At 63.8% G+C, this 18,373-nt stretch carries 17 protein-coding genes; 6 read left to right on the top strand and 11 right to left on the bottom strand.

The features are described 5' to 3' along the window. Window positions 1-96: 96 nt before the first annotated feature. The 4 genes from coaD to HU738_RS07475 all read right to left on the bottom strand — a co-directional run bounded on the left by coaD (window position 97) and on the right by HU738_RS07475 (window position 4,219). Window positions 97-576, bottom strand: a complete 480-nt coding sequence (gene coaD / locus HU738_RS07490) for a pantetheine-phosphate adenylyltransferase (protein ID WP_014861498.1) — start codon at window positions 574-576, stop codon at window positions 97-99. Window positions 577-687: 111 nt separating this feature from the next. Then, window positions 688-2,286, bottom strand: a complete 1,599-nt coding sequence (locus tag HU738_RS07485; RefSeq protein WP_186601846.1) for a GMC family oxidoreductase — start codon at window positions 2,284-2,286, stop codon at window positions 688-690. Between the two features lie 17 nt (window positions 2,287-2,303). Beyond that, on the bottom strand, window positions 2,304-2,789 hold the full coding sequence (locus HU738_RS07480) for a twin-arginine translocation pathway signal protein (protein ID WP_186601844.1): 486 nt from the start codon (window positions 2,787-2,789) through the stop codon (window positions 2,304-2,306). Beyond that, complete coding sequence (locus HU738_RS07475) at window positions 2,789-4,219, bottom strand: coniferyl aldehyde dehydrogenase (protein WP_186601842.1); 1,431 nt, start codon at window positions 4,217-4,219, stop codon at window positions 2,789-2,791. The genes HU738_RS07480 and HU738_RS07475 overlap by 1 nt, the downstream gene beginning before the upstream one ends. 151 nt (window positions 4,220-4,370) lie before the next feature. Between HU738_RS07475 and HU738_RS07470 the strand changes: the two genes are divergently transcribed. After that, complete coding sequence (locus HU738_RS07470) at window positions 4,371-5,036, top strand: TetR/AcrR family transcriptional regulator (RefSeq protein ID WP_176507610.1); 666 nt, start codon at window positions 4,371-4,373, stop codon at window positions 5,034-5,036. 34 nt (window positions 5,037-5,070) lie between these two features. Then, window positions 5,071-5,925 (top strand): sulfurtransferase, encoded by an 855-nt coding sequence (locus tag HU738_RS07465; RefSeq protein ID WP_186601840.1) that lies wholly within the window; start codon window positions 5,071-5,073, stop codon window positions 5,923-5,925. On the opposite strand, the gene HU738_RS07460 is transcribed toward HU738_RS07465, so the two are convergent. From HU738_RS07460 to HU738_RS07435, 6 genes are all read right to left on the bottom strand, one after another. After that, window positions 5,926-6,918, bottom strand: coding sequence for a hydrolase (locus HU738_RS07460; RefSeq protein WP_186601838.1), 993 nt, complete (start codon window positions 6,916-6,918; stop codon window positions 5,926-5,928). Window positions 6,919-6,978: 60 nt separating this feature from the next. After that, window positions 6,979-8,349 (bottom strand): M16 family metallopeptidase, encoded by a 1,371-nt coding sequence (locus tag HU738_RS07455; protein ID WP_186601836.1) that lies wholly within the window; start codon window positions 8,347-8,349, stop codon window positions 6,979-6,981. After that, window positions 8,342-9,643, bottom strand: a complete 1,302-nt coding sequence (locus HU738_RS07450) for a M16 family metallopeptidase (protein ID WP_186601834.1) — start codon at window positions 9,641-9,643, stop codon at window positions 8,342-8,344. Before HU738_RS07450 ends, HU738_RS07455 begins: the two co-directional genes overlap by 8 nt. Window positions 9,644-9,736: 93 nt before the next feature. After that, complete coding sequence (rsmD, locus tag HU738_RS07445; RefSeq protein WP_186601833.1) at window positions 9,737-10,339, bottom strand: 16S rRNA (guanine(966)-N(2))-methyltransferase RsmD; 603 nt, start codon at window positions 10,337-10,339, stop codon at window positions 9,737-9,739. Next, complete coding sequence (locus HU738_RS07440; protein ID WP_186601831.1) at window positions 10,339-11,823, bottom strand: M16 family metallopeptidase; 1,485 nt, start codon at window positions 11,821-11,823, stop codon at window positions 10,339-10,341. Before HU738_RS07440 ends, rsmD begins: the two co-directional genes overlap by 1 nt. After that, a complete protein-coding gene (locus HU738_RS07435; RefSeq protein ID WP_186601829.1) occupies window positions 11,816-13,171 on the bottom strand; it encodes a M16 family metallopeptidase in 1,356 nt (451 codons plus the stop codon). Before HU738_RS07435 ends, HU738_RS07440 begins: the two co-directional genes overlap by 8 nt. Window positions 13,172-13,403: 232 nt before the next feature. Between HU738_RS07435 and ftsY the strand changes: the two genes are divergently transcribed. The 4 genes from ftsY to rpoH all read left to right on the top strand — a co-directional run bounded on the left by ftsY (window position 13,404) and on the right by rpoH (window position 17,586). Further along, window positions 13,404-14,921 carry a signal recognition particle-docking protein FtsY gene (ftsY, locus tag HU738_RS07430; RefSeq protein WP_186601827.1) on the top strand — a complete coding sequence of 506 codons (1,518 nt, stop codon included), beginning with the start codon at window positions 13,404-13,406 and terminating at the stop codon, window positions 14,919-14,921. 2 nt (window positions 14,922-14,923) lie between these two features. Beyond that, window positions 14,924-15,595, top strand: coding sequence for a cell division ATP-binding protein FtsE (gene ftsE / locus HU738_RS07425; RefSeq protein ID WP_009684915.1), 672 nt, complete (start codon window positions 14,924-14,926; stop codon window positions 15,593-15,595). Beyond that, window positions 15,592-16,620, top strand: a complete 1,029-nt coding sequence (gene ftsX / locus HU738_RS07420) for a permease-like cell division protein FtsX (RefSeq protein WP_186601826.1) — start codon at window positions 15,592-15,594, stop codon at window positions 16,618-16,620. The genes ftsE and ftsX overlap by 4 nt, the downstream gene beginning before the upstream one ends. Before the next feature lie 111 nt (window positions 16,621-16,731). Continuing rightward, entirely contained in the window at window positions 16,732-17,586 is an 855-nt protein-coding gene (gene rpoH, locus HU738_RS07415; RefSeq protein ID WP_054884203.1) for an RNA polymerase sigma factor RpoH, read from the top strand. A gap of 61 nt (window positions 17,587-17,647) precedes the next feature. Here rpoH and mtgA read toward each other — a convergent pair whose 3' ends face one another. Beyond that, on the bottom strand, window positions 17,648-18,358 hold the full coding sequence (gene mtgA / locus HU738_RS07410; RefSeq protein WP_176508218.1) for a monofunctional biosynthetic peptidoglycan transglycosylase: 711 nt from the start codon (window positions 18,356-18,358) through the stop codon (window positions 17,648-17,650). Between the last annotated feature and the right edge of the window lie 15 nt (window positions 18,359-18,373).

Here is an 18,373-nt window from a genome sequence, read left to right as displayed (position 1 = left end):
CGGGGCGCATCGCCCGGGCATGTTCAACGCTTTGGGCACAATTGTGCCGCATTCGCGCCCGCAGTGCACGCGGGCGCGACGATCAGGCGTTCGAGGTTACTTCTTGAAGCGTTCGGTTAGCGCCTCGGCCACCACAGGGTGGACGAATTTGCTGATATCGCCGCCCAGCGCAGCTATTTCCCGCACCAGCGTCGAGGAAATGAACGAATAGCGCTCCGAAGGCGTGAGGAACAGGCTTTCGACGTCGGGCGCCAATTGCCGGTTCATGTTCGCCAGCTGGAACTCGTACTCGAAGTCCGATACTGCGCGCAGGCCGCGCAGGAACACGTTCGCGCCTTGTTCCTTGGCGAAGTGCGCCAACAGCGACGAGAAGCCGATGACTTCGACATTGGGCAGGTGCTTGGTGACCTCACGGGCAAGCTCGACCCGTTGTTCCAGCGGGAACAGGGGGTTTTTCTTCGGGCTGGCCGCCACTGCGATGATCACGTGGTCGAACAGGCGCGAAGCGCGCTCGACCAGGTCGCCATGGCCTTTGGTAATGGGGTCGAAAGTACCCGGGTACAACACTCGGTTCATCGCGTCATCCTGGCTGGAGTGCGTTGGGGAGTCGGATGGTAGCGCAGCGCTTGCGCCCGGCCAAGTCATGCGGCCGGCTGATGGCACTATAGACAGGGCGTGCATTTGTTGTCATGCACTCTGTGCCAGGCGGGCAGCCAAGGCCTCGGTCAGCCGGGCGCTGATGGCGTACACCGACAACTGCGGGTTGGCGCCGATGCTGGTCGGGAACAGCGAGCCATCGTGGACAGAGAGGTTTTCCAGCTGATGATGGCGGCCCAGGCTGTCGCAGACCGCCTGCCGCGGATCGTCGCCCATTGCACAGCCGCCCATGACATGGGCACTACCAAGCCGGGTGCGGAACGGTTCCAGGCGCAAGGCGTCGATCACACGCTGGGCCTCGACCAGGCTGGCACTGGCGCGCGCGTCGCTGTGCACCGGCGTGACCTGCGTGGCACCTGCAGCGAACTGGATCTGCGCCATGCTGTGATAGGCGCGGCGCAGGCCGTCGCGCAAATAGTCGCTGAGCGGGTAATCCAGCACGGGTGAGCCGTCACCGCGCAGCTCCACCGCCCCGCCCGTGCTGTCGGGGTGAAAGCCGTCGCGCAGCAGGGCCAGCATGACGTGAGTGTGCGGCAGCTCGGCCATGCGCTGGGCATTGTCGATGCCGTATCCGCCGAGCAGGGTGCTGGCCAGGGCCGGGTGCAGGGGCGGCACTTCCAGCTTGTAGCCCACCGGCCCGTCGACACCGCCCTGCCACTGGAAGTGGTCGCTGTAGATCGATTGCGGAGCGCCGTAGTAAGGGTCGATACGCGCGTCGAAACGTGCAGCGCTGAAGTTGACCAGGTGCAGGAAAGTCCGTTTGCCCAGGCGGCCATGCGGGTCGGGGGCCTTGGAACGCAGCAGCAAGGCCGGGCTGTTGATACCGCCACCGGCGACGATGTAATGACGGGCGCGCACGCTGACCTGCCGGCCGGTAGGGTGCACGCCGTGAGCATCCAGCGCCTGGCACTGCAGCCCGGCGATACGCTCGCCATCGTGTTCGAAGCGCTCGGCGCGGGCGAGGTAGAGCAGTTCACCGCCCTTGTCGAGGGTTGCCGGGATGCGCGTGACCAGCATCGACTGCTTGGCATTCACCGGGCAGCCCATGCCGCAGTAGCCAAGATTCCAGCAGCCACGCACATTGCGCGGGATCACCGCCCACCGGTAGCCGAGTCGTTCACAGCCGCGCCGCAGTACGTCGTTGTTGGCATTCGCCGGGATTGCCCAGGGCGTGATACCCAGGTCGCGCTCGATACGCTCGAACCAAGGCTGCATCTCCTGTTCGCCCAAGCCTGTGACGCCATGTGCTGCAGCCCAGTGCTCCAGCGTCTGCGGTGGCGTGCGAAAGCTCGACGTCCAGTTGATCAGCGTGGTCCCGCCTACAGCGCGGCCTTGCAGGATGGTGATGGCGCCATCCTTGCTCATTCGCCCCAGGCCTTCTTGATAGAGGCTGGCGTAGGCCTCGTCTTCCAATAGATGAAAGTCAGAGCTGGTCCTCAGCGGGCCTTCTTCGATCAGCAAGACCTTGTAGCCGGCGGCGCTGAGCATCTGCGCACTGGTGGCGCCGCCGGCACCACTGCCAATCACGGCGATATCGGCCTCCAGTGTCAGGTCGTGTTCCAGGCGTGAGCCGTCATGGGTGATCCAGCCGCGTTCGAGGCCTTGGCGAAACGGGTCGGTTACTGGCATTGAGGATGCTCTTTTTGTCAGATCTTGGGAGGGCCGGGGTAGCCGCACGCGGCCCAGGCTTCCGGGCGCTCGTACCAGGCCATTTGCAGCAGTTGCAGCAGTGAGGCATGGCCCATGCGCAGCAGGTTCAGCGAGCTGTCCTGCCAGCGCTGCAGGAAGGCGGTTACCTGCGTGCCACTGGCCTGCTCCCAGGCCCCCCAGACGCCGGTCAAAGGGCCGCGGGTCAGCGGCAGGTTGAGTACGTCGAACAATTGCCGGGTGAGTTTGAGCATCTCCGGCGACAGCGCAGCCAACTTGTGATCGAGGCTGTGCAGCACCAGTTCGTCGTCCGCCGAGGTGCCGGCGAGCACCACCGGAATCAGCGCAAGCAGGGCTGGCAAATCATCGTCGCGCAGCACCTGGTAGCCGGCTGCGGGCGTTTGCGCGCTGCAGCCGACCAGGCTGGCGGTGCTCAGGAACAGGCTGGCGCCAAAGCTGAAACGCAGCAGGTCGCGGCGCTGCATCAGCGGATGAACAGCTTGTAGACCAAGCGCTGCAAGGCCTTGCCATAGGGCGGGTAGATCAGCCGCGCGACATTCAAGCGCTGCTTGGCGAGCACTGCCTTGGCCTTGCTGAAGGTCAGGAAGCCTTCGTGGCCATGGTAGTGGCCCATGCCGGAGGGGCCGATACCGCCGAACGGCAAGTCGTCCTGAGCCACGTGGAGCAGGGTGTCGTTCAGGCACACGCCGCCGGAATGGCTGTGCTGCAGCACGTGCTGCTGTTCGCTGCGGTCGTAGCCGAAGTAGTACAGCGCCAAGGGACGCGGGCGTTGATTGATATAGGCCAAGGCCTCGTCGAGGTGGTCGTAAGGCACCAGCGGCAGCAGCGGGCCGAAGATCTCGTCCTGCATCACCTGCATGCTGTCGTTCACCCCGGTCAGCAGGTGGGGCGGCAGGCGTCGGCCCTGGCGCGTCTCGTCGGGGTACAGGTCGAGCACCTGGGCGCCCTTGCCGCGGGCGTCCTCCAGCAGGTGCTGCAGGCGCTGCAAATGGCGGGGGTTGATGATGGCACTGTAGTCGGGGTTGTCGGCGATGCGTGGGTACATGCGCTTCACCGCGTTGCGATAGGCCGCGGCAAAGTCGTTAAGGCGCTCACGGGGCACCAGCACATAGTCGGGTGCGACGCAGGTCTGGCCAGCATTGAGGGTCTTGCCGAAGGCGATGCGCTCGGCGGCGGTGTCCAGCGGCACGCTGGCAGACACGATGGCCGGGGACTTGCCGCCCAGTTCCAGGGTTACCGGGGTCAGGTTTTGCGCGGCAGCCAGCATGACCTGGCGGCCGATACGGGTGGCACCGGTAAACAGCAGGTGGTCGAACGGCAGGCGGGCGAATGCCTGGCCGACCTCGACTTCGCCGAGCACCACGCTGACCAGGTCTTCGGGAAAAACCCTGGCAATGAGTGCTTTGAGGGCTGCGCCACTGGCCGGTGTGGCTTCGCTCAGCTTGAGCATGACCCGGTTGCCGGCAGCCAGGGCGCAGGTCAGCGGGCCGATGGCGAGGAACAGCGGGTAGTTCCACGGCACGATGATGCCAACCACGCCCAATGGCTGGTACAGCACCCGTGCGCTGGCCGGCTGGAAAGCCAGGCCCACCGCGCGCCGGGCTGGACGCATCCAGCGTTGCAGGTGGCGCTCGGCATGGCGAATGCCTTGCACCGACGGGAGCAGCTCGGCCAACAGCGTTTCGTCGGCACTGCGGCCGGTGAAGTCGGCATCGATCGCTTCGATCAGCGCTCGCTGGTCCGCCAGCAGTGCCTCGCGCAGGCTCTTCAGCCACTGCCGCCGCTGTGCCGCTGGGGGCATGGGGTTACCGGCAAAGGCCTGGCGCTGAGTGGCGAACGTCGCTGCAAGGTCGGTGTCGGATTGCACAGGGGGCAAGGCGATGGGCGAGGTCACGGTGGTCTCCCGTCTGGGCTTGGAGTGCTTAGAGCCTATACTCTAATTCGTACCATGGTGCGACTTTTTTAACAGGCGAGACCCGTGCACCAGCGCTGTGATTCACCGTAAGATGACCCTTTATCGAAAGCCCGCAGACTGGGAGCTGAGCATGTCCCCGCGCATGAAGACCCGAGAGCGCATCGTGCAGAACAGCCTGGAGCTGTTCAACCAGCAGGGCGAACGCAGCGTCAGTACCAATCACATTGCCGCGCATATGGAAATCTCGCCTGGCAACCTGTATTACCACTTCCCCAACAAGCAGGCGATCATCGCCCTGCTGTTCAGCCAGTACGAAGAGTTGGTGGACAGTTTCCTGCGCCCGCCGCAGGGGCGAGCAGCCACGGTCGAAGACAAACGCTTCTACCTCAAGGCCTTGCTCGCGGCGATGTGGAACTACCGTTTCCTGCACCGTGACCTGGAACACCTGCTGGACAGCGACCCTGAACTGGCCGCCCGCTACCGGCGTTTTTCCGAGCGTTGCCTGCGCCAGGGCCAGGCAATCTACCGTGGCTTCGTCGATGCCGGGATCCTGACCATGGAGCCTGCGCAGATCGAGTCGCTGACCATCAATGCCTGGATCGTGCTGACTTCATGGGTACGTTTTCTCAGCACCACGCGCGAGCATTCAGCGCATCTGGGTGAAGAAGCCTTCAAACGTGGCGTCTATCAGGTACTGGTGCTGGAGCTGGGTTTTGTCACCAGCAATGCCCGCGGCGCGGTGGACGCCTTGTGCCAGGAATTCCACGTTCCGTTCAACCAGGCTCTGGAACAGTAGCCAGGGCCTTCGTGCCATCGATCAGGAGATTGTCATGCCCCTTGCGCAATTGATCACCCCGCAACAGCTGGCAGAGCGTCTGGACTCGCCCAAGCTGGTGATCCTCGACTGTCGTTTTGCCCTGGAGGATGTGGATTACGGCCAACGCAGCTATGCCGAGGGGCATATCGCCGGGGCACATTTTGCTGATCTGGAGCGTGACTTGAGCGGGCCGGTCATCAAGGGCCGCACCGGCCGCCACCCGCTGCCGGACCCGCATCGGCTGGTCGAGCGCCTGCGTGAGTGGGGGCTGGACGATGACAGCGCCGTGGTGCTGTACGACGATGGCCCGGGCGCCTTCGCTGCCAGGGCCTGGTGGTTGCTGGTCTGGCTGGGCAAGCGCAGCGACGTGGCCATCCTCGATGGTGGCCTCAAGGCCTGGCATGCAGCGCACCTGCCGCTGAGCCTGGATCCGCCGGCCAAGCGCGAGGGGACGTTCAGCGGCGAGGCGGACGCGAAGTTGCTGATCGACGCCGAGCACCTGACCAAGCGCCTGGGCAGCCCTGACCTGACCCTGATCGATGCCCGTGCGTTGCCGCGCTTCCGGGGCGAAGTCGAGCCGATCGATCCCGTAGCAGGGCATATTCCGGGCGCCCAGTGCGCCGCCTTCAACGAGAACCTCGGTGCCGATGGCCGTTTCCTGGCGCCGCAACAGCTCAAGCAGCGCTTTGCCGAGAAGCTGGCCGGGCGTGCTCCTGAACAACTGGTGGCCTATTGCGGATCAGGGGTGACGGCCTGCCATAACCTGTTTGCCATGGCGCTGGCGGGGTATCCCTTGGGCAAGTTGTATGCTGGCTCGTGGAGTGAGTGGATCAATGATCCCAAGCATGGCGTGGCGACGGGCGAATAATCACTGACCGTCGATGAGCCACTGCGGGATCCGCCGCTCGAGGTAATAGCCCGGATTCCGCAGGCTGCCGTCGACAAACCCGACATGCCCACCCCGTTCATGCAGCTCGAACTGCGTCTGTGCTGCCAGCTCACTGGCGGTGGGCAGGCTGTGGCCGAACACGAACGGGTCATCGGCGGCGTGGATGATCAGCGTTGGTGTGCGGTTTTCCCCCAGATAAAACCGGCTTGATGAACGGCGATAGTAATCGTGGGCATCGCTGAAGCCATTGAGCGGCGCAGTGACCTTGCCATCGAAATCCCAGAAGGTCTTCAGCCTGCCCAAGGGCCCCAGGCGGTCGAGCTCGGCAAGGCCTTCGTGGAGCCCGCGGTCACGGAAATGCCGTTGCTTCACCTGCACATAGGCCATCATCTCGCGCATGAAATGCGCCTGATACACCTTGGAAAAGCCTAGGCCGATGCGGTCGGCACACTGGTCCAGGCGAAACGGCACCGAGACGGCTACTGCGGCTTCCAGCTGGCTGCCTGCACCACTTTCCCCCAGGTATTTGAGCAGTACATTGCCGCCCAGCGAATAGCCGACTGCATACAGTGGCGCCTGAGGGCGTTGGGCGTGCAGGTGCGCGATTACCTCGGCGAGGTCTTCGCTGGCCCCGGAGTGGTAGCTTCGCGGCAACAGGTTGGGCTCGCCCGAACAGCCGCGCCAGTTCACCGCGACGCTGGCCCAGCCCAAGGCTTGCAGTGATTTCTGCAAACCTTTGACGTAGGGGGAGTGGGAAGAGCCAGTCAGCCCATGCAACACCAGCACCAGCGGCGCATCCGGGCTATGCGGCCCATGCCAGTCGAGGTCGAGAAAATCGCCATCGGCCAGCCACAGGCGTTCGCGGCTTCGTTCCAGCTCTGGCAGCTTGCGCCACAGTGGCCCCCACAAGGTTTGCAGGTGAGGGTTTGACAGGCCGATGGCCGGGCGGAACGTGGCGGTGAGACTGGGCATGCTGGGCGACTCGTGATTTGCCTGCGTAGAGTGCCATGAAACCCCGCCACTGTACCTGCGCTATTGGTCGGGGGCTGGCAGAGGTTGTTGCTCGACGCTTGGGCCGACACTGACCTGTACGATACAGCTTAGGTCGAGATGGCGCTGCATGGCGGCACGGACATTGGCCGGCGTCAAACGGTTGATGCGCTCGATGTAGGTGTTCAGATAATCGTCAGGTTGGCGTTTATGGGTCAGATCCGCGAGCAATGCTGCCAGGCCTTTGTTCTGCGCGACACTGCGCAGCAATTGCCCTTCCCGCTGCTTGCGAGCCACTTGCAGTTCTGCCTGGGTTGGCCCTTGTTCAATGAAATCGCGCAGCAGGTCCACTACCAGTTCCAGGGAGCCTTCCACATGCGCGGGGGCGATTTGCCATTCGATGGTGAACAGTCCGCCCGCCCGTAATGGCGATACGCGGGTTTGCACGCCGTAGGTCAGGCCACGGCGTTGGCGCAGTTCGACCATCAAGCGCGATTCGAGCCCTTCTCCCAGTATTTCGCTGGCCAACTCCAGGGCTGGGAACTGCGGATCATTGGCGGGCACGTTCAACGGAAGTGCCAGCAAGACAGCGCTGCTCGCGCCAGGCTGTTCGACTTTTAGGGTCGTGCCGGTAGCGGCTGGGACAGCTGGCAGATCTGTTGCCGACCAACGCTGTGGCAGTGCTTGGCTGATTTGATGGGAGAGTGCTTGGGCTTGCGCGAAAGAAAGGTCGCCGACCACGACCAACTCCAGGTTGCTGGCGGAGTAGGCGCGTTGGTGGAATGTCCGCAAATCGTCTGGGGTAACCGCCGCCAGAGCCTCTTCCGAGCTGCCCAGTGAGCTGCCATAAGGATGGCCACTGAACATGTGGCGCAAAGTTTCGCTGCGCGCCCTCGATACAGGACGCTGCTCGCGTGAGGCGTTGCTCTGCAGCAACTGCTGCTTGATCTTGTCCAGAGCGGGGGCGAGGAATGCGGGGCGTGCCACAAGGTCGGTGAACAGCGCCAGGGACGGCCCCAGCACGGCCGGGGTGCTCAGGCTGCGCAGGCTCAATGTCGCATGTTCCAGGCGTATCTGCTTGTCGAAAACCGCCCCCAGGCGTTCGAGATGACTGGCTTGTTCGGTGGCCGTGTACTGCTGGCTACCCTCATCGAGCATGGACAGCGTCAAGGCTGCCAGGCCAGGGTGCTCAGTGTCCTGAACAGTGCCGGCCCTGAACCTCAGTACTACGTCAACGACAGGTAATCCACGGGCTTCGACGAATTTTACGGCTGTACCTGCTTCGGTCTTCCAGGCTTGCACCCGCGTCTGGATGGATTCGAACTGGCCCAGGTCGAGCCCTTGGGCGCTGATCAGGCCGCCGTAGATGCTGTTGGTTTCGGTAGGCTTTGAGGTCGCAGTCAAATCACGCATGTGCGCTCTCCTTGTTGTGCATGAAGGTAATGGCAGCGCGGGAATCGATCAGGAACTCAAGGGCGACCTGGCCGACCTGTTCGGCTGTCACGGCTTCGATGTCTTGTCGCTCGTTTTCCAGTGCAATGGGGTCCAGGCCGCAGGCGGCTTGTTTGCCGATGGCCCGTGCCTGTATATCGATGTCGTCCCTCTCGAACATCTGCCTGGCCAGCAGGCGCGCCTTGGCGCGTTGAAGGTCTTCTCTGGAAGGTGCCGAGTGACGAAAGGATTCAATTTCCACCAGCAGCCTTTCGGCGGCGATCTGCGGCGTAACCTGCGGGCTGCAAAAAGCATAGAGCGCCAGCATGCTGTCGCCGCGCTGCCAGGGTTCGTATGCTGAGCGCAGGGCCAGCAGGGTGCGGTCTTCCAGAACCAGTCGTCTTTGCAGGGGGCTGCTGAGCCCATCGGCAAGCAGCTCGGGCAGGAGCCGCAATGCATAAGCTTGTTCGCCGGACTGGGCCGTACATTGGCTGGGGAGGTTGAAACTGAGAATCGTGCCTGTGTACTGGCCCGGTTGTCGCAGCGTTTGATGACGTCGACTCTGCAGCGGGGGAGCAGAAGGTGTTTCTCGTGCTGGCAGGCGGTTGGCCGGGATCGTTGCAAAGTGCCGCATGACCAGGCTTTGCAGCTGTGACAAGGTCATGTCGCCTGCTACAGCAAGTGTGGCGTTGTTGGGGTGGTACCAGGTCTGGTACCAAGTTCGCGCTGCAGCAGGCGTCAGGTGCTCAAGATCAGCCTTGTGGCCAACGACGGGGGTGCCATAGCCGCCGGTACCGTAAGCCAGTATCTGGTGATGTTCCAGTGCCAGTGCCAAGGGGTTGTTGTCGACTTGTTCCCGGCGCTCTGCCATCACCACGCTCAGTTCGCGAGCGAAAGGTGTATCGCTGAGTGTGGCGCTCGCCATGACATCGGCCATCGCTTCCAGGGCAACCTCCAGTCGACTGCTTGGCAATGTCAGCGGAAAGAACGTGGCGTCGGTGGAAGTGAACGCATTCGGTTCGCCGCCAAGACGGGTCATGAGGGCCGAATATTGGCCAGCTGCCAGTTTGCTGCTGCCCTCGAAGAGCAAGTGTTCCAGGGCATGGGAAAGGCCTGAGTGGCCTGCTGGCTCGTAGCTTGACCCGACGTGATACCACAGCTGCACACTGACCAGCGGCGCACGATGGTCTTCACGCAGGTAGATGCGCAGGCCGTTGGCAAGGGTGAACGATTGTACGTTGCTGCCCAGGATGGTCGTCGGAGGGCGTTCGGTCATGGTTGAAGTACTCCTGCGAGAATGTAGGAGCAGCTTCAACCATGGCGGCGGCGGGTTTGCGGTAGATAAGTAAGGTTACCCAGCGTCAGGGGTTCAGCCCCGTTGCCACAGTGCATAGTGCACCTGGCCGGTCTTCTTCTCGCGGTGCAGGCGCCAGTTGCCAGGCATTGGCAGCGTCGACGGGGCGGCCTCGCTCTCGGTGTAGATCCACGCCTGTTCGCGCAGCCACTGGTTCTGCTCCAGCAGGTTGCAGGTATTGGCCAGCAGGTCCTGGTGGAACGGCGGGTCGAGGAACACTACGTCGAACTGCTGCTTGGCCGGGTTCTGCAGGTAGCGCAGGGCGTCGGTCTGCAGAATCTGTCCACGCGGGCAGCGCAGGATCTCGAGATTGTTCTTCAAGTTGGCGATGGCCGCCGAATTGCTGTCCAGCGCCACGGCATTCTCGGCGCCACGGGACAGCGCCTCCAGCACCAGGGCGCCGCTGCCGGTGAAGGCATCCAGCACCTGGGCACCTTCGATGTGGGGCGCCAGCCAGTTGAAAACGGTTTCGCGCACACGGTCAGGGGTTGGCCGCAGGCCTTCGCCTTCGGGTACCGCCAGGCGGCGGCTGCGCCACTCGCCGGCGATGATGCGCAGGTGACCCTGGCCCTTGCTTTGGCCCTGCTGCGGGCGGGCGGGAGGGGTGGATCTAGGCATTAGTGCTCCGGTACGCCGAGCGGCTGCTCGGACGGTTTGTCAGTGGGGGCAGGCAGTGGCTTCTGTGGCACTTTCGGGCCAACGGTGACGATCACCAGTTTATCGGCTGCCAGGTGCTTGTTCATCGCCGCCTTGACCTGTTCGACGGTCAGCGCCTGGGACTGCTGCATGAAGTCCTCCAGCCAGGTCAGGGGCAGGTTGTAGAAACCGATGGCGCCCAGTTGGCCGACGATACTGGCGTTGCTGGCATTGGACAGCGGGAAGCTGCCGGCCAATTCGCGTTTGGCGTCGTCCAGCTCCTGCTGGGTCGGGCCGCTCTTGAGGTAGTCGGCAAGGATGTCCTGTACCAGCTTGAGCGTGCCTTCACTGAGTTCGGCGCGGGTCTGCAGGTTGATCATGAACGGCCCACGCACCTGCATCGGGCTGAATACCGAATACACACCGTAGGTCAGGCCGCGTTTTTCGCGGACTTCGCTCATCAGGCGGGTGCCGAAGGCGCCGCCGCCGAGGATCTGGTTGCCCAGCGAAAGGGCCGGCCAGTCCGGGTCCTGACGGTCGATGCCAAGCTCGGCGAGCATCAGGTGCGTCTGCTTGCTCGGGAAGTCGATATGGGTGACGCCAGCCCTGGGCTCGACCGGCTGGGCCGGTTTGGCCAGTGCCGGGCCTTTGGGCAGGGCAGCGGAGACCTGGGCGGCGACGGCCTCGGCTTCCTCGCGGCTAAGGTCGCCGACCAGGGCGATCACCGCGTTGCCAGCGGCATAGGCCTTGGCGTGGAAGGCGCGCAGCTGCTCAAGGGTGATGCCTGGTACGCTCTCGGCGCTGCCATCGCTTGGCTGAGCGTAGGGGTGATCGCCGTAGAGCTTACTGAACAGTGCCTTGCCGGCGATCTTGCCAGGGTTTTGTTTCTCATACTCGAAACCGGCCAGCAGCTGGTTCTTGATGCGTTTCAGGGCGTCTTCCGGGAAGGTTGGCTTGCCGGTCACTTCGGCGAACAGCTTGAGGGCGGGCTCGCGTTTGTCCCGGGCACTCAGGCTGCGCAGCGAGGCCACGGCCATGTCGCGATAGGAACCGTTGCCAAAGTCGGCACCCAGGCCCTCGAAGCCCTCGGCGATGGCCGTCACGTCCTTGCCGGCCACGCCCTCGTTGAGCATGGCGTTGGTCAGGCTGGCCAGGCCAGGGGCGTTGCCGTCCTGGCTGCTGCCGGCGGCAAAAGTCACGCGCAGGTCGAACATCGGCAGCTCGCGGGCCTCGACGAACAGGACCCGGGCGCCTTCGGCGGTGGTCCAGTTCTGGATGTTCAACTGGCGCCTGCTGGGTGCCTTGCCATCAAGCTCGGCCAGCGATTGCAGGGTGTTGGCCGGGCGGGCGGCGCTGTTTTCGGCCTCGGAATGTGCCGGCCGGGCGAGCACGGCGGCCACGGCCACTACCAGCGCGATGATGCCCGTACCGATCAGGGTGTAGCGTGGTGCGCTGCGATCACTCATGAGCGGACTCCTCGGGCAGTACGTGGGCAACGCTCAGGCGTTCGCGGGTGAAATAGGTGCGTGCGGCGTTTTGCACGTCTTCCGGGGTGACGCGCTTGAGTTCGTCCAGCTCGCTGTCGATCAGCTTCCAGGACAGGCCGACGGTTTCCAGCTGGCCGATGGTGGTGGCCTGGCTGCTGATGGAGTCGCGGTCGTAGACCAGCCCTGCGATGACCTGCGCGCGCACGCGCTCCAGCTCTTCGGCGCTTGGCGGAGTGGTCTTGAGTTCGTCGAGCAGCTGCCAGAGGCCTTTTTCGACGTCAGCCAGGGTTTTCTGTTTCTGCACGTTCGGCGTGGCCGAGATCAGGAACAGGCTGTCGCCCCGGGTAAAGGCGTTGTAGCTGGACGAAGCACCGGCCACCAGCTCCTGGCCACGCTCCAGGCGTGCCGGCATGCGCGCGCTGTAGCCGCCGTCGAGCAGGGCCGAGATCAGGCGCAGGGCATGCACGGTGCGTGGCTCCTTGGCAGTGGCCAGGCCCGGTACATTGAAGCCGTAGATCAGGCTCGGCAACTGGGTGCGTACGTGCAAGGTCAGCTGGCGCTGGCCCGGTTCGGCCAGTTCCAGCGGCAGTTTGGCAGGTGGCACGGCGCGCTTGGGGATGTTGCCGAAGTATTTCTGTGCCAGGCCTTTGACCTCATCGGCGGTGACATCGCCGACCACCACCAGGGTGGCGTTGTTCGGTGCGTACCAGGATTCGTACCAGTGACGCAGTTCCTCGACTTTCATGCGCTCGAGGTCGGCCATCCAGCCGATGGTCGGGGTGTGGTAGCCGCTGGCCGGGAAGGCCATGGCACGGAACAGCTCGAAGGCCTTGGAACTTGGCTGGTCATCGGTACGCAGGCGGCGCTCCTCCTTGATCACCTCGATTTCACGGGCGAACTCGTCGGCAGGCAGGCGCAGGCTGGCCAGGCGGTCGGCTTCGAGCTCAAGGGCCACCGGCAGGCGGTCGCGGGCCAGCACCTGGTAGTAGGCGGTGTAGTCGTCGCTGGTGAAGGCGTTTTCTTCCGCGCCGAGATCACGCAGGATGCGCGAGGCCTCGCCAGGGCCGATCTTGGCGCTGCCCTTGAACATCATGTGCTCCAGGGCATGGGACAAGCCGGTCTGGCCTGGGGTCTCGTAGCTGGAGCCGACCTTGTACCAGATCTGCGAGACGACCACTGGGGCGCGGTGGTCTTCGCGCACGACCACTTTCAGGCCGTTGTCGAGGATGAATTCGTGGGTCGGTTGCACGTCGGCGGCGAATGCCGCGAGCGGCAGGCAGAGCGTGCCGAGCAACAGGCCAGCGGCGCGGCGGGCTAGAGCATTCATACGGTGATTAACCTGTTCGGCGGCCCGCTGGTTTAGCGTCGGCGGGCCAGGAGGTGCTAGGATACTGATCCGGTTGCCTGGCGACCATGCCTGTCGCCGTTCTGGCCCGCAGGCCCATTAAGACAAAACATTGCGCATGAACCAGTCGGATTCAAAATAGTCTGTTCTGCGTTTAGAGAATTCCTGATGTGCCAGTTGCTGGCCCATCGCTACCCTGAGATAGCCGTCTTCCATGTTTGGTTCCAACGACGACAAAAAAGCGCCGGCCGAGGCTGGCGAGAAAAAAGGCCTGTTCAGCTGGTTTCGCAAGAAACCGCAGCAACCTGTCGCCGAACAGCCTCAAACGCCTGAGCCACCAGCGCCCGAGGTGCAGCCAGCCGAGCCGGCAACGCCGCAGCCCGCCGCCGAGCAGCCACGTGTCGAAGGACAGCCGCCTGCGCCGGTCGAGCCTATGCCACCGGTGGTCGAAGCGCCTGCGCCAGCGCCAGTCGCTTCCACGCCAGTAGTGGCGCCCGAGCCTGAACCGGTCGCTTCCGAGCCGCTGGTCGCTCCGGTGCCCGAGCCAATCGCTTCCCTGCCTGTACAAGCAGCGCCGGTCGAGACTGCCCCGGTGGTCGAGCACACAGCCCCTGTCAGCAACCTGGTGCTGCCGGTAGCCGAAGAGCCTGTGGCGCTGGTACCGGACCTGCAGCCGAAGGCGCCGCCGGTGATTCCGCAGCGTCCTGCACCAGAACCGGTAGCCGTGACGCCAGTCGTGGCCCCTGCGCCTGTGGAGCCGCAACCCGCTCCCGAGGTCGCTGCCCCGGTTGCCACCGAGCAGTCCAAGCCCGGTTTCTTCGCCCGCCTCAAGCAGGGCCTGTCGAAGACCAGCGCCAGCATCGGCGAGGGCATGGCCAGCCTGTTCCTGGGCAAGAAGGTCATCGATGACGACCTGCTCGACGAGATCGAAACCCGTCTGCTGACGGCCGACGTCGGCGTCGAAGCCACCTCGGCCATCGTTCAGAACCTGACCCAGAAGGTCGCCCGCAAGCAGCTGGCCGACGCCGACGCGCTGTACAAGTCGCTGCAGGAGGAACTGGCAGCCCTGCTGCGCCCTGTCGAGCAGCCGCTCAAGGTCCAGGCGCAGAACAAGCCCTACGTGATTCTGGTCGTCGGCGTGAACGGTGCGGGCAAGACCACCACCATCGGAAAGCTGGCCAAGAAGCTGCAACTGGAAGGCAAGAAGGTCATGCTGGCTGCCGGTGATACCTTCCGTGCCGCTGCCGTGGAGCAATTGCAGGTCTGGGGCGAGCGTAACCAGATCCCGGTGATTGCCCAGCACACCGGCGCCGATTCCGCCTCGGTGATCTTCGACGCGGTACAGGCTGCCAAAGCCCGTGGTATCGATGTGCTGATCGCCGACACCGCTGGCCGGCTGCACACCAAGGACAACCTGATGGAGGAGCTCAAGAAGGTCCGCCGGGTCATCGGCAAGCTTGATGCCGAGGCGCCCCACGAGGTGCTGCTGGTGCTCGACGCCGGTACCGGGCAGAACGCTATCAGCCAGGCCAAGTACTTCCACCAGAGCGTCGAGCTGACCGGCCTGGCGCTGACCAAGCTGGATGGCACTGCCAAAGGTGGGGTGATCTTCGCCCTGGCCAAGCAGTTCAAGCTGCCGATCCGCTTCATCGGGGTCGGTGAAGGCATCGACGACCTGCGCACATTCGAAGCCGAGCCGTTCGTCAAGGCTCTGTTCGCCGAGCGAGACTGACCATGATCCGATTCGAACAGGTTGCCAAGCGCTACCCCAACGGCCATGTCGGCTTGCACGAGCTGAGTTTCCGCGCGCGCCGGGGCGAGTTCCTGTTCGTCACCGGGCACTCGGGTGCGGGCAAGAGCACCTTGCTGCGCCTGTTGCTGGCCATGGAACGCCCGACCAGTGGCAAGCTGATGCTGGCCGGGCAGGACCTGGGCCAGATCAGCAATGCGCAGATCCCGTTCCTGCGTCGGCAGATTGGCGTGGTGTTCCAGAACCACCAGCTGCTGTTCGACCGCACCGTGTTCAACAACATCGCCCTGCCGCTGCAGATTCTCGGCTTGTCCAAGGCCGAGATCGCCAAACGCGTGGATTCGGCGCTGGAGCGGGTGTCGCTGGCCGACAAGGGCGAGCTGTTCCCGGCCGACCTGTCCACCGGCCAGCAGCAGCGGGTCGGTATTGCCCGCGCCATCGTTCACCAGCCGGCACTGCTGCTGGCGGATGAGCCCACCGGTAACCTCGACCCGCGGCTGGCCGCGGAGATCATGGGCGTGTTCGAGGATATCAACCGCCTGGGCACCACGGTTCTGATCGCCAGTCACGACCTGGCACTGATTGCGCGCATGCGCCACCGCATGCTGACCCTGCAGCGCGGTCGTCTGATCGGCGATGGGGAGGCCGGGCAATGAGCACTACACGTACACCAAAGGTTTCCGAGCGCGTTGCGCCCAAGGCTGCCGACCCGCAGCCGGCGAGGAAGAAGGGCGGCGATCACGATGACGACGGCCCGGATTTCCGCACCCTGCTGCACGCCTGGCTGGAAAGCCATCGCGCCAGCCTGGCCGACAGCCTTCGACGGCTGGGCAAGCAGCCGATCGGCAGCTTCTTCACCTGCCTGGTGATGGCCGTGGCCCTGAGCATGCCCATGGGGCTGTCGCTGCTGCTGAAGAATATCGAGGTGCTGGGTGGCTCATGGCAACGCGCCGCACAGATTTCGCTGTACCTGAAGCTCGATGCAGGTAGCCAGCAGGGTGAAGCCCTGCGTGATGACATCAAGCGCATGCCGGGGGTCGCCGACGCCCAATACGTCAGCCCCGGGCAGGCCCTGCAAGAGTTCCAGCAGCAGTCCGGGCTGGGCGAGGCCCTGCGCGAACTGCCTGACAACCCGTTGCCCGGTGTGGTGGTGGTGACCCCGACCGAAGTCGATAAACCGGCCCTGGAAGCCCTCCGTCAACGTCTCTCTGAGTTGCCAAGGGTAGAGAATGCACAACTGGACCTGGTATGGGTCGAGCGGCTGGCGGCGATTCTCAAGCTGGGCGACCGTTTTGTCTTCGGCCTGGCGGTAATGCTGATTTCCGCGCTGCTGTTAGTAATCGGTAACACAATTCGTCTACATATCGAAAACCGCCGCATCGAGATCGAAGTGATCAAGCTGGTGGGCGGTACGGACAGCTACGTCCGCAGGCCTTTCCTGTACATGGGCGCCTTGTACGGCCTGGGTGCGGGGGTGCTGGCCTGGGCCATCCTGGCCTTTGGCCTGAACTGGCTCAACGAGGCCGTGGTAGGGCTTTCCGGGCTGTATGGCAGTGACTTCGCCCTGGGCGGGGTGCCGGCGTCCGATGGTCTGTCGCTCTTGATCGGAGCGGTGCTGTTGGGGTATATCGGTGCATGGATCGCAGTCGCCCGCCACTTGAACGAGCTGGCGCCGCGATAGTTTTTACGTGCCAGCATTGACATTTCCTTCACGATGGAACTTGTACGCTCGTTCCGGGTCAATGTAGGCAGCGCTCACAAGGCGCGAGTTTTGTAAGTCGGAGGTTCTTGAATGACCACATCGTTGCAACCTGCCTATGCCCTGGTGCCCGGTGCAAACCTGGAAGCCTACGTGCACACGGTCAACAGCATCCCGCTGCTGTCTGTCGAGCAGGAGCGTGATCTGGCCGAGCGTCTCTACTATGAGCAGGATCTTGAGGCCGCTCGGCAAATGGTGATGGCCCACCTGCGATTCGTTGTGCATATCGCACGTAGCTATGCAGGGTACGGTCTGGCGCAGGCTGACCTGATCCAGGAAGGCAACGTCGGCCTGATGAAGGCGGTCAAGCGTTTCAACCCGGAGATGGGTGTGCGCCTGGTGTCCTTCGCCGTGCACTGGATCAAGGCAGAGATCCACGAATTCATCCTGCGCAACTGGCGCATCGTCAAGGTGGCCACCACCAAGGCCCAGCGCAAGCTGTTCTTCAACCTGCGCAGCCAGAAGAAGCGCCTGGCCTGGCTGAACAACGACGAAGTGCATCGTGTGGCGGAAAGCCTCGGCGTCGAGCCGCGTGAAGTGCGCGAGATGGAAAGCCGCCTGAGTGGCCAGGACATGGCCTTCGACCCGGCAGCCGAAGCGGATGACGACAGCGCCTTCCAGTCGCCAGCGCATTATCTGGAAGACCACCGCTACGATCCGGCTGTGCAGCTGGAGGATGCCGACTGGAGCGACAACTCCACCAGCAACCTGCACGAAGCACTGCAAGGCCTGGATGACCGTAGCCGCGATATCCTCTACCAGCGCTGGCTGGCGGAAGAAAAGGCCACGCTGCATGAGCTGGCTGACAAGTACAGCGTTTCGGCTGAGCGTATTCGCCAGTTGGAGAAGAATGCAATGAACAAGGTCAAGGCACTGATCACCGTCTGACCTGACCTGCCTGCATCGAAAAGCCGCTGACCCGAGAGGGTGAGCGGCTTTTTTGTCGGGTTTACGGCCTGCGCGAGCTGTCCAGTTGCATCAGGTAGCTGGGCCCGCCGAGCTGGCTCATCTGCCGGCGAATCCAGCCCGCCCGGCTTGCCACATAGGCGCTGGGCCGGCTGGCACTCCATTTGATCGGGCTCGGTAGCACGGCGGCCAGTTGTGCGGCCTGCTGGCGGGTCAGTCGGCTGGCATCGACACCAAAGTGATAACGCGCCGCGGCCTGGGCGCCGAATACGCCTTTGCCCCACTCGGCGCTGTTCAGGTAAACCTCAAGAATCCGCTCCTTCGACCAGAACAGTTCGATCAGCCCCGTGAACCAGGCCTCCAGCCCCTTGCGGAACCAGCTGCGGCCCGACCACAGGAACAGGTTCTTGGCTACCTGCTGGGTCAGGGTGCTGGCGCCACGAATGCTGCCGCCACGCTCGTTGTACGCCAGCGCCGCCTGGATGGCCGGAATGTCGAAGCCCCAATGGCTGGCAAACTTCTGGTCTTCACCGGCGATGACTGCCACCTTGAGTTCGTCGGAGATGTTCTCCCACGGCTCCCAGTCGCGTTGCAGGTCAATCGGCTCGCCGCTCACCCATGATTGCACCTTGCGTTCGAGCATCAAGGCCGTGCCAGGCGGTGGTACCCAGCGAAACACCAGCACCAGCACGATGCTGCCGGCAGCGAACCAGAGCAGGGCGCGGGCGAGGCGGCGGAGAATGGATGACAGCATGGCGATGGCTTGGCC

The organism is Pseudomonas vlassakiae (genome assembly GCF_014269035.2).
Lineage (GTDB): Bacteria > Pseudomonadota > Gammaproteobacteria > Pseudomonadales > Pseudomonadaceae > Aquipseudomonas > Aquipseudomonas vlassakiae.
This window is presented reverse-complemented; position numbering and strand designations above follow the sequence as displayed.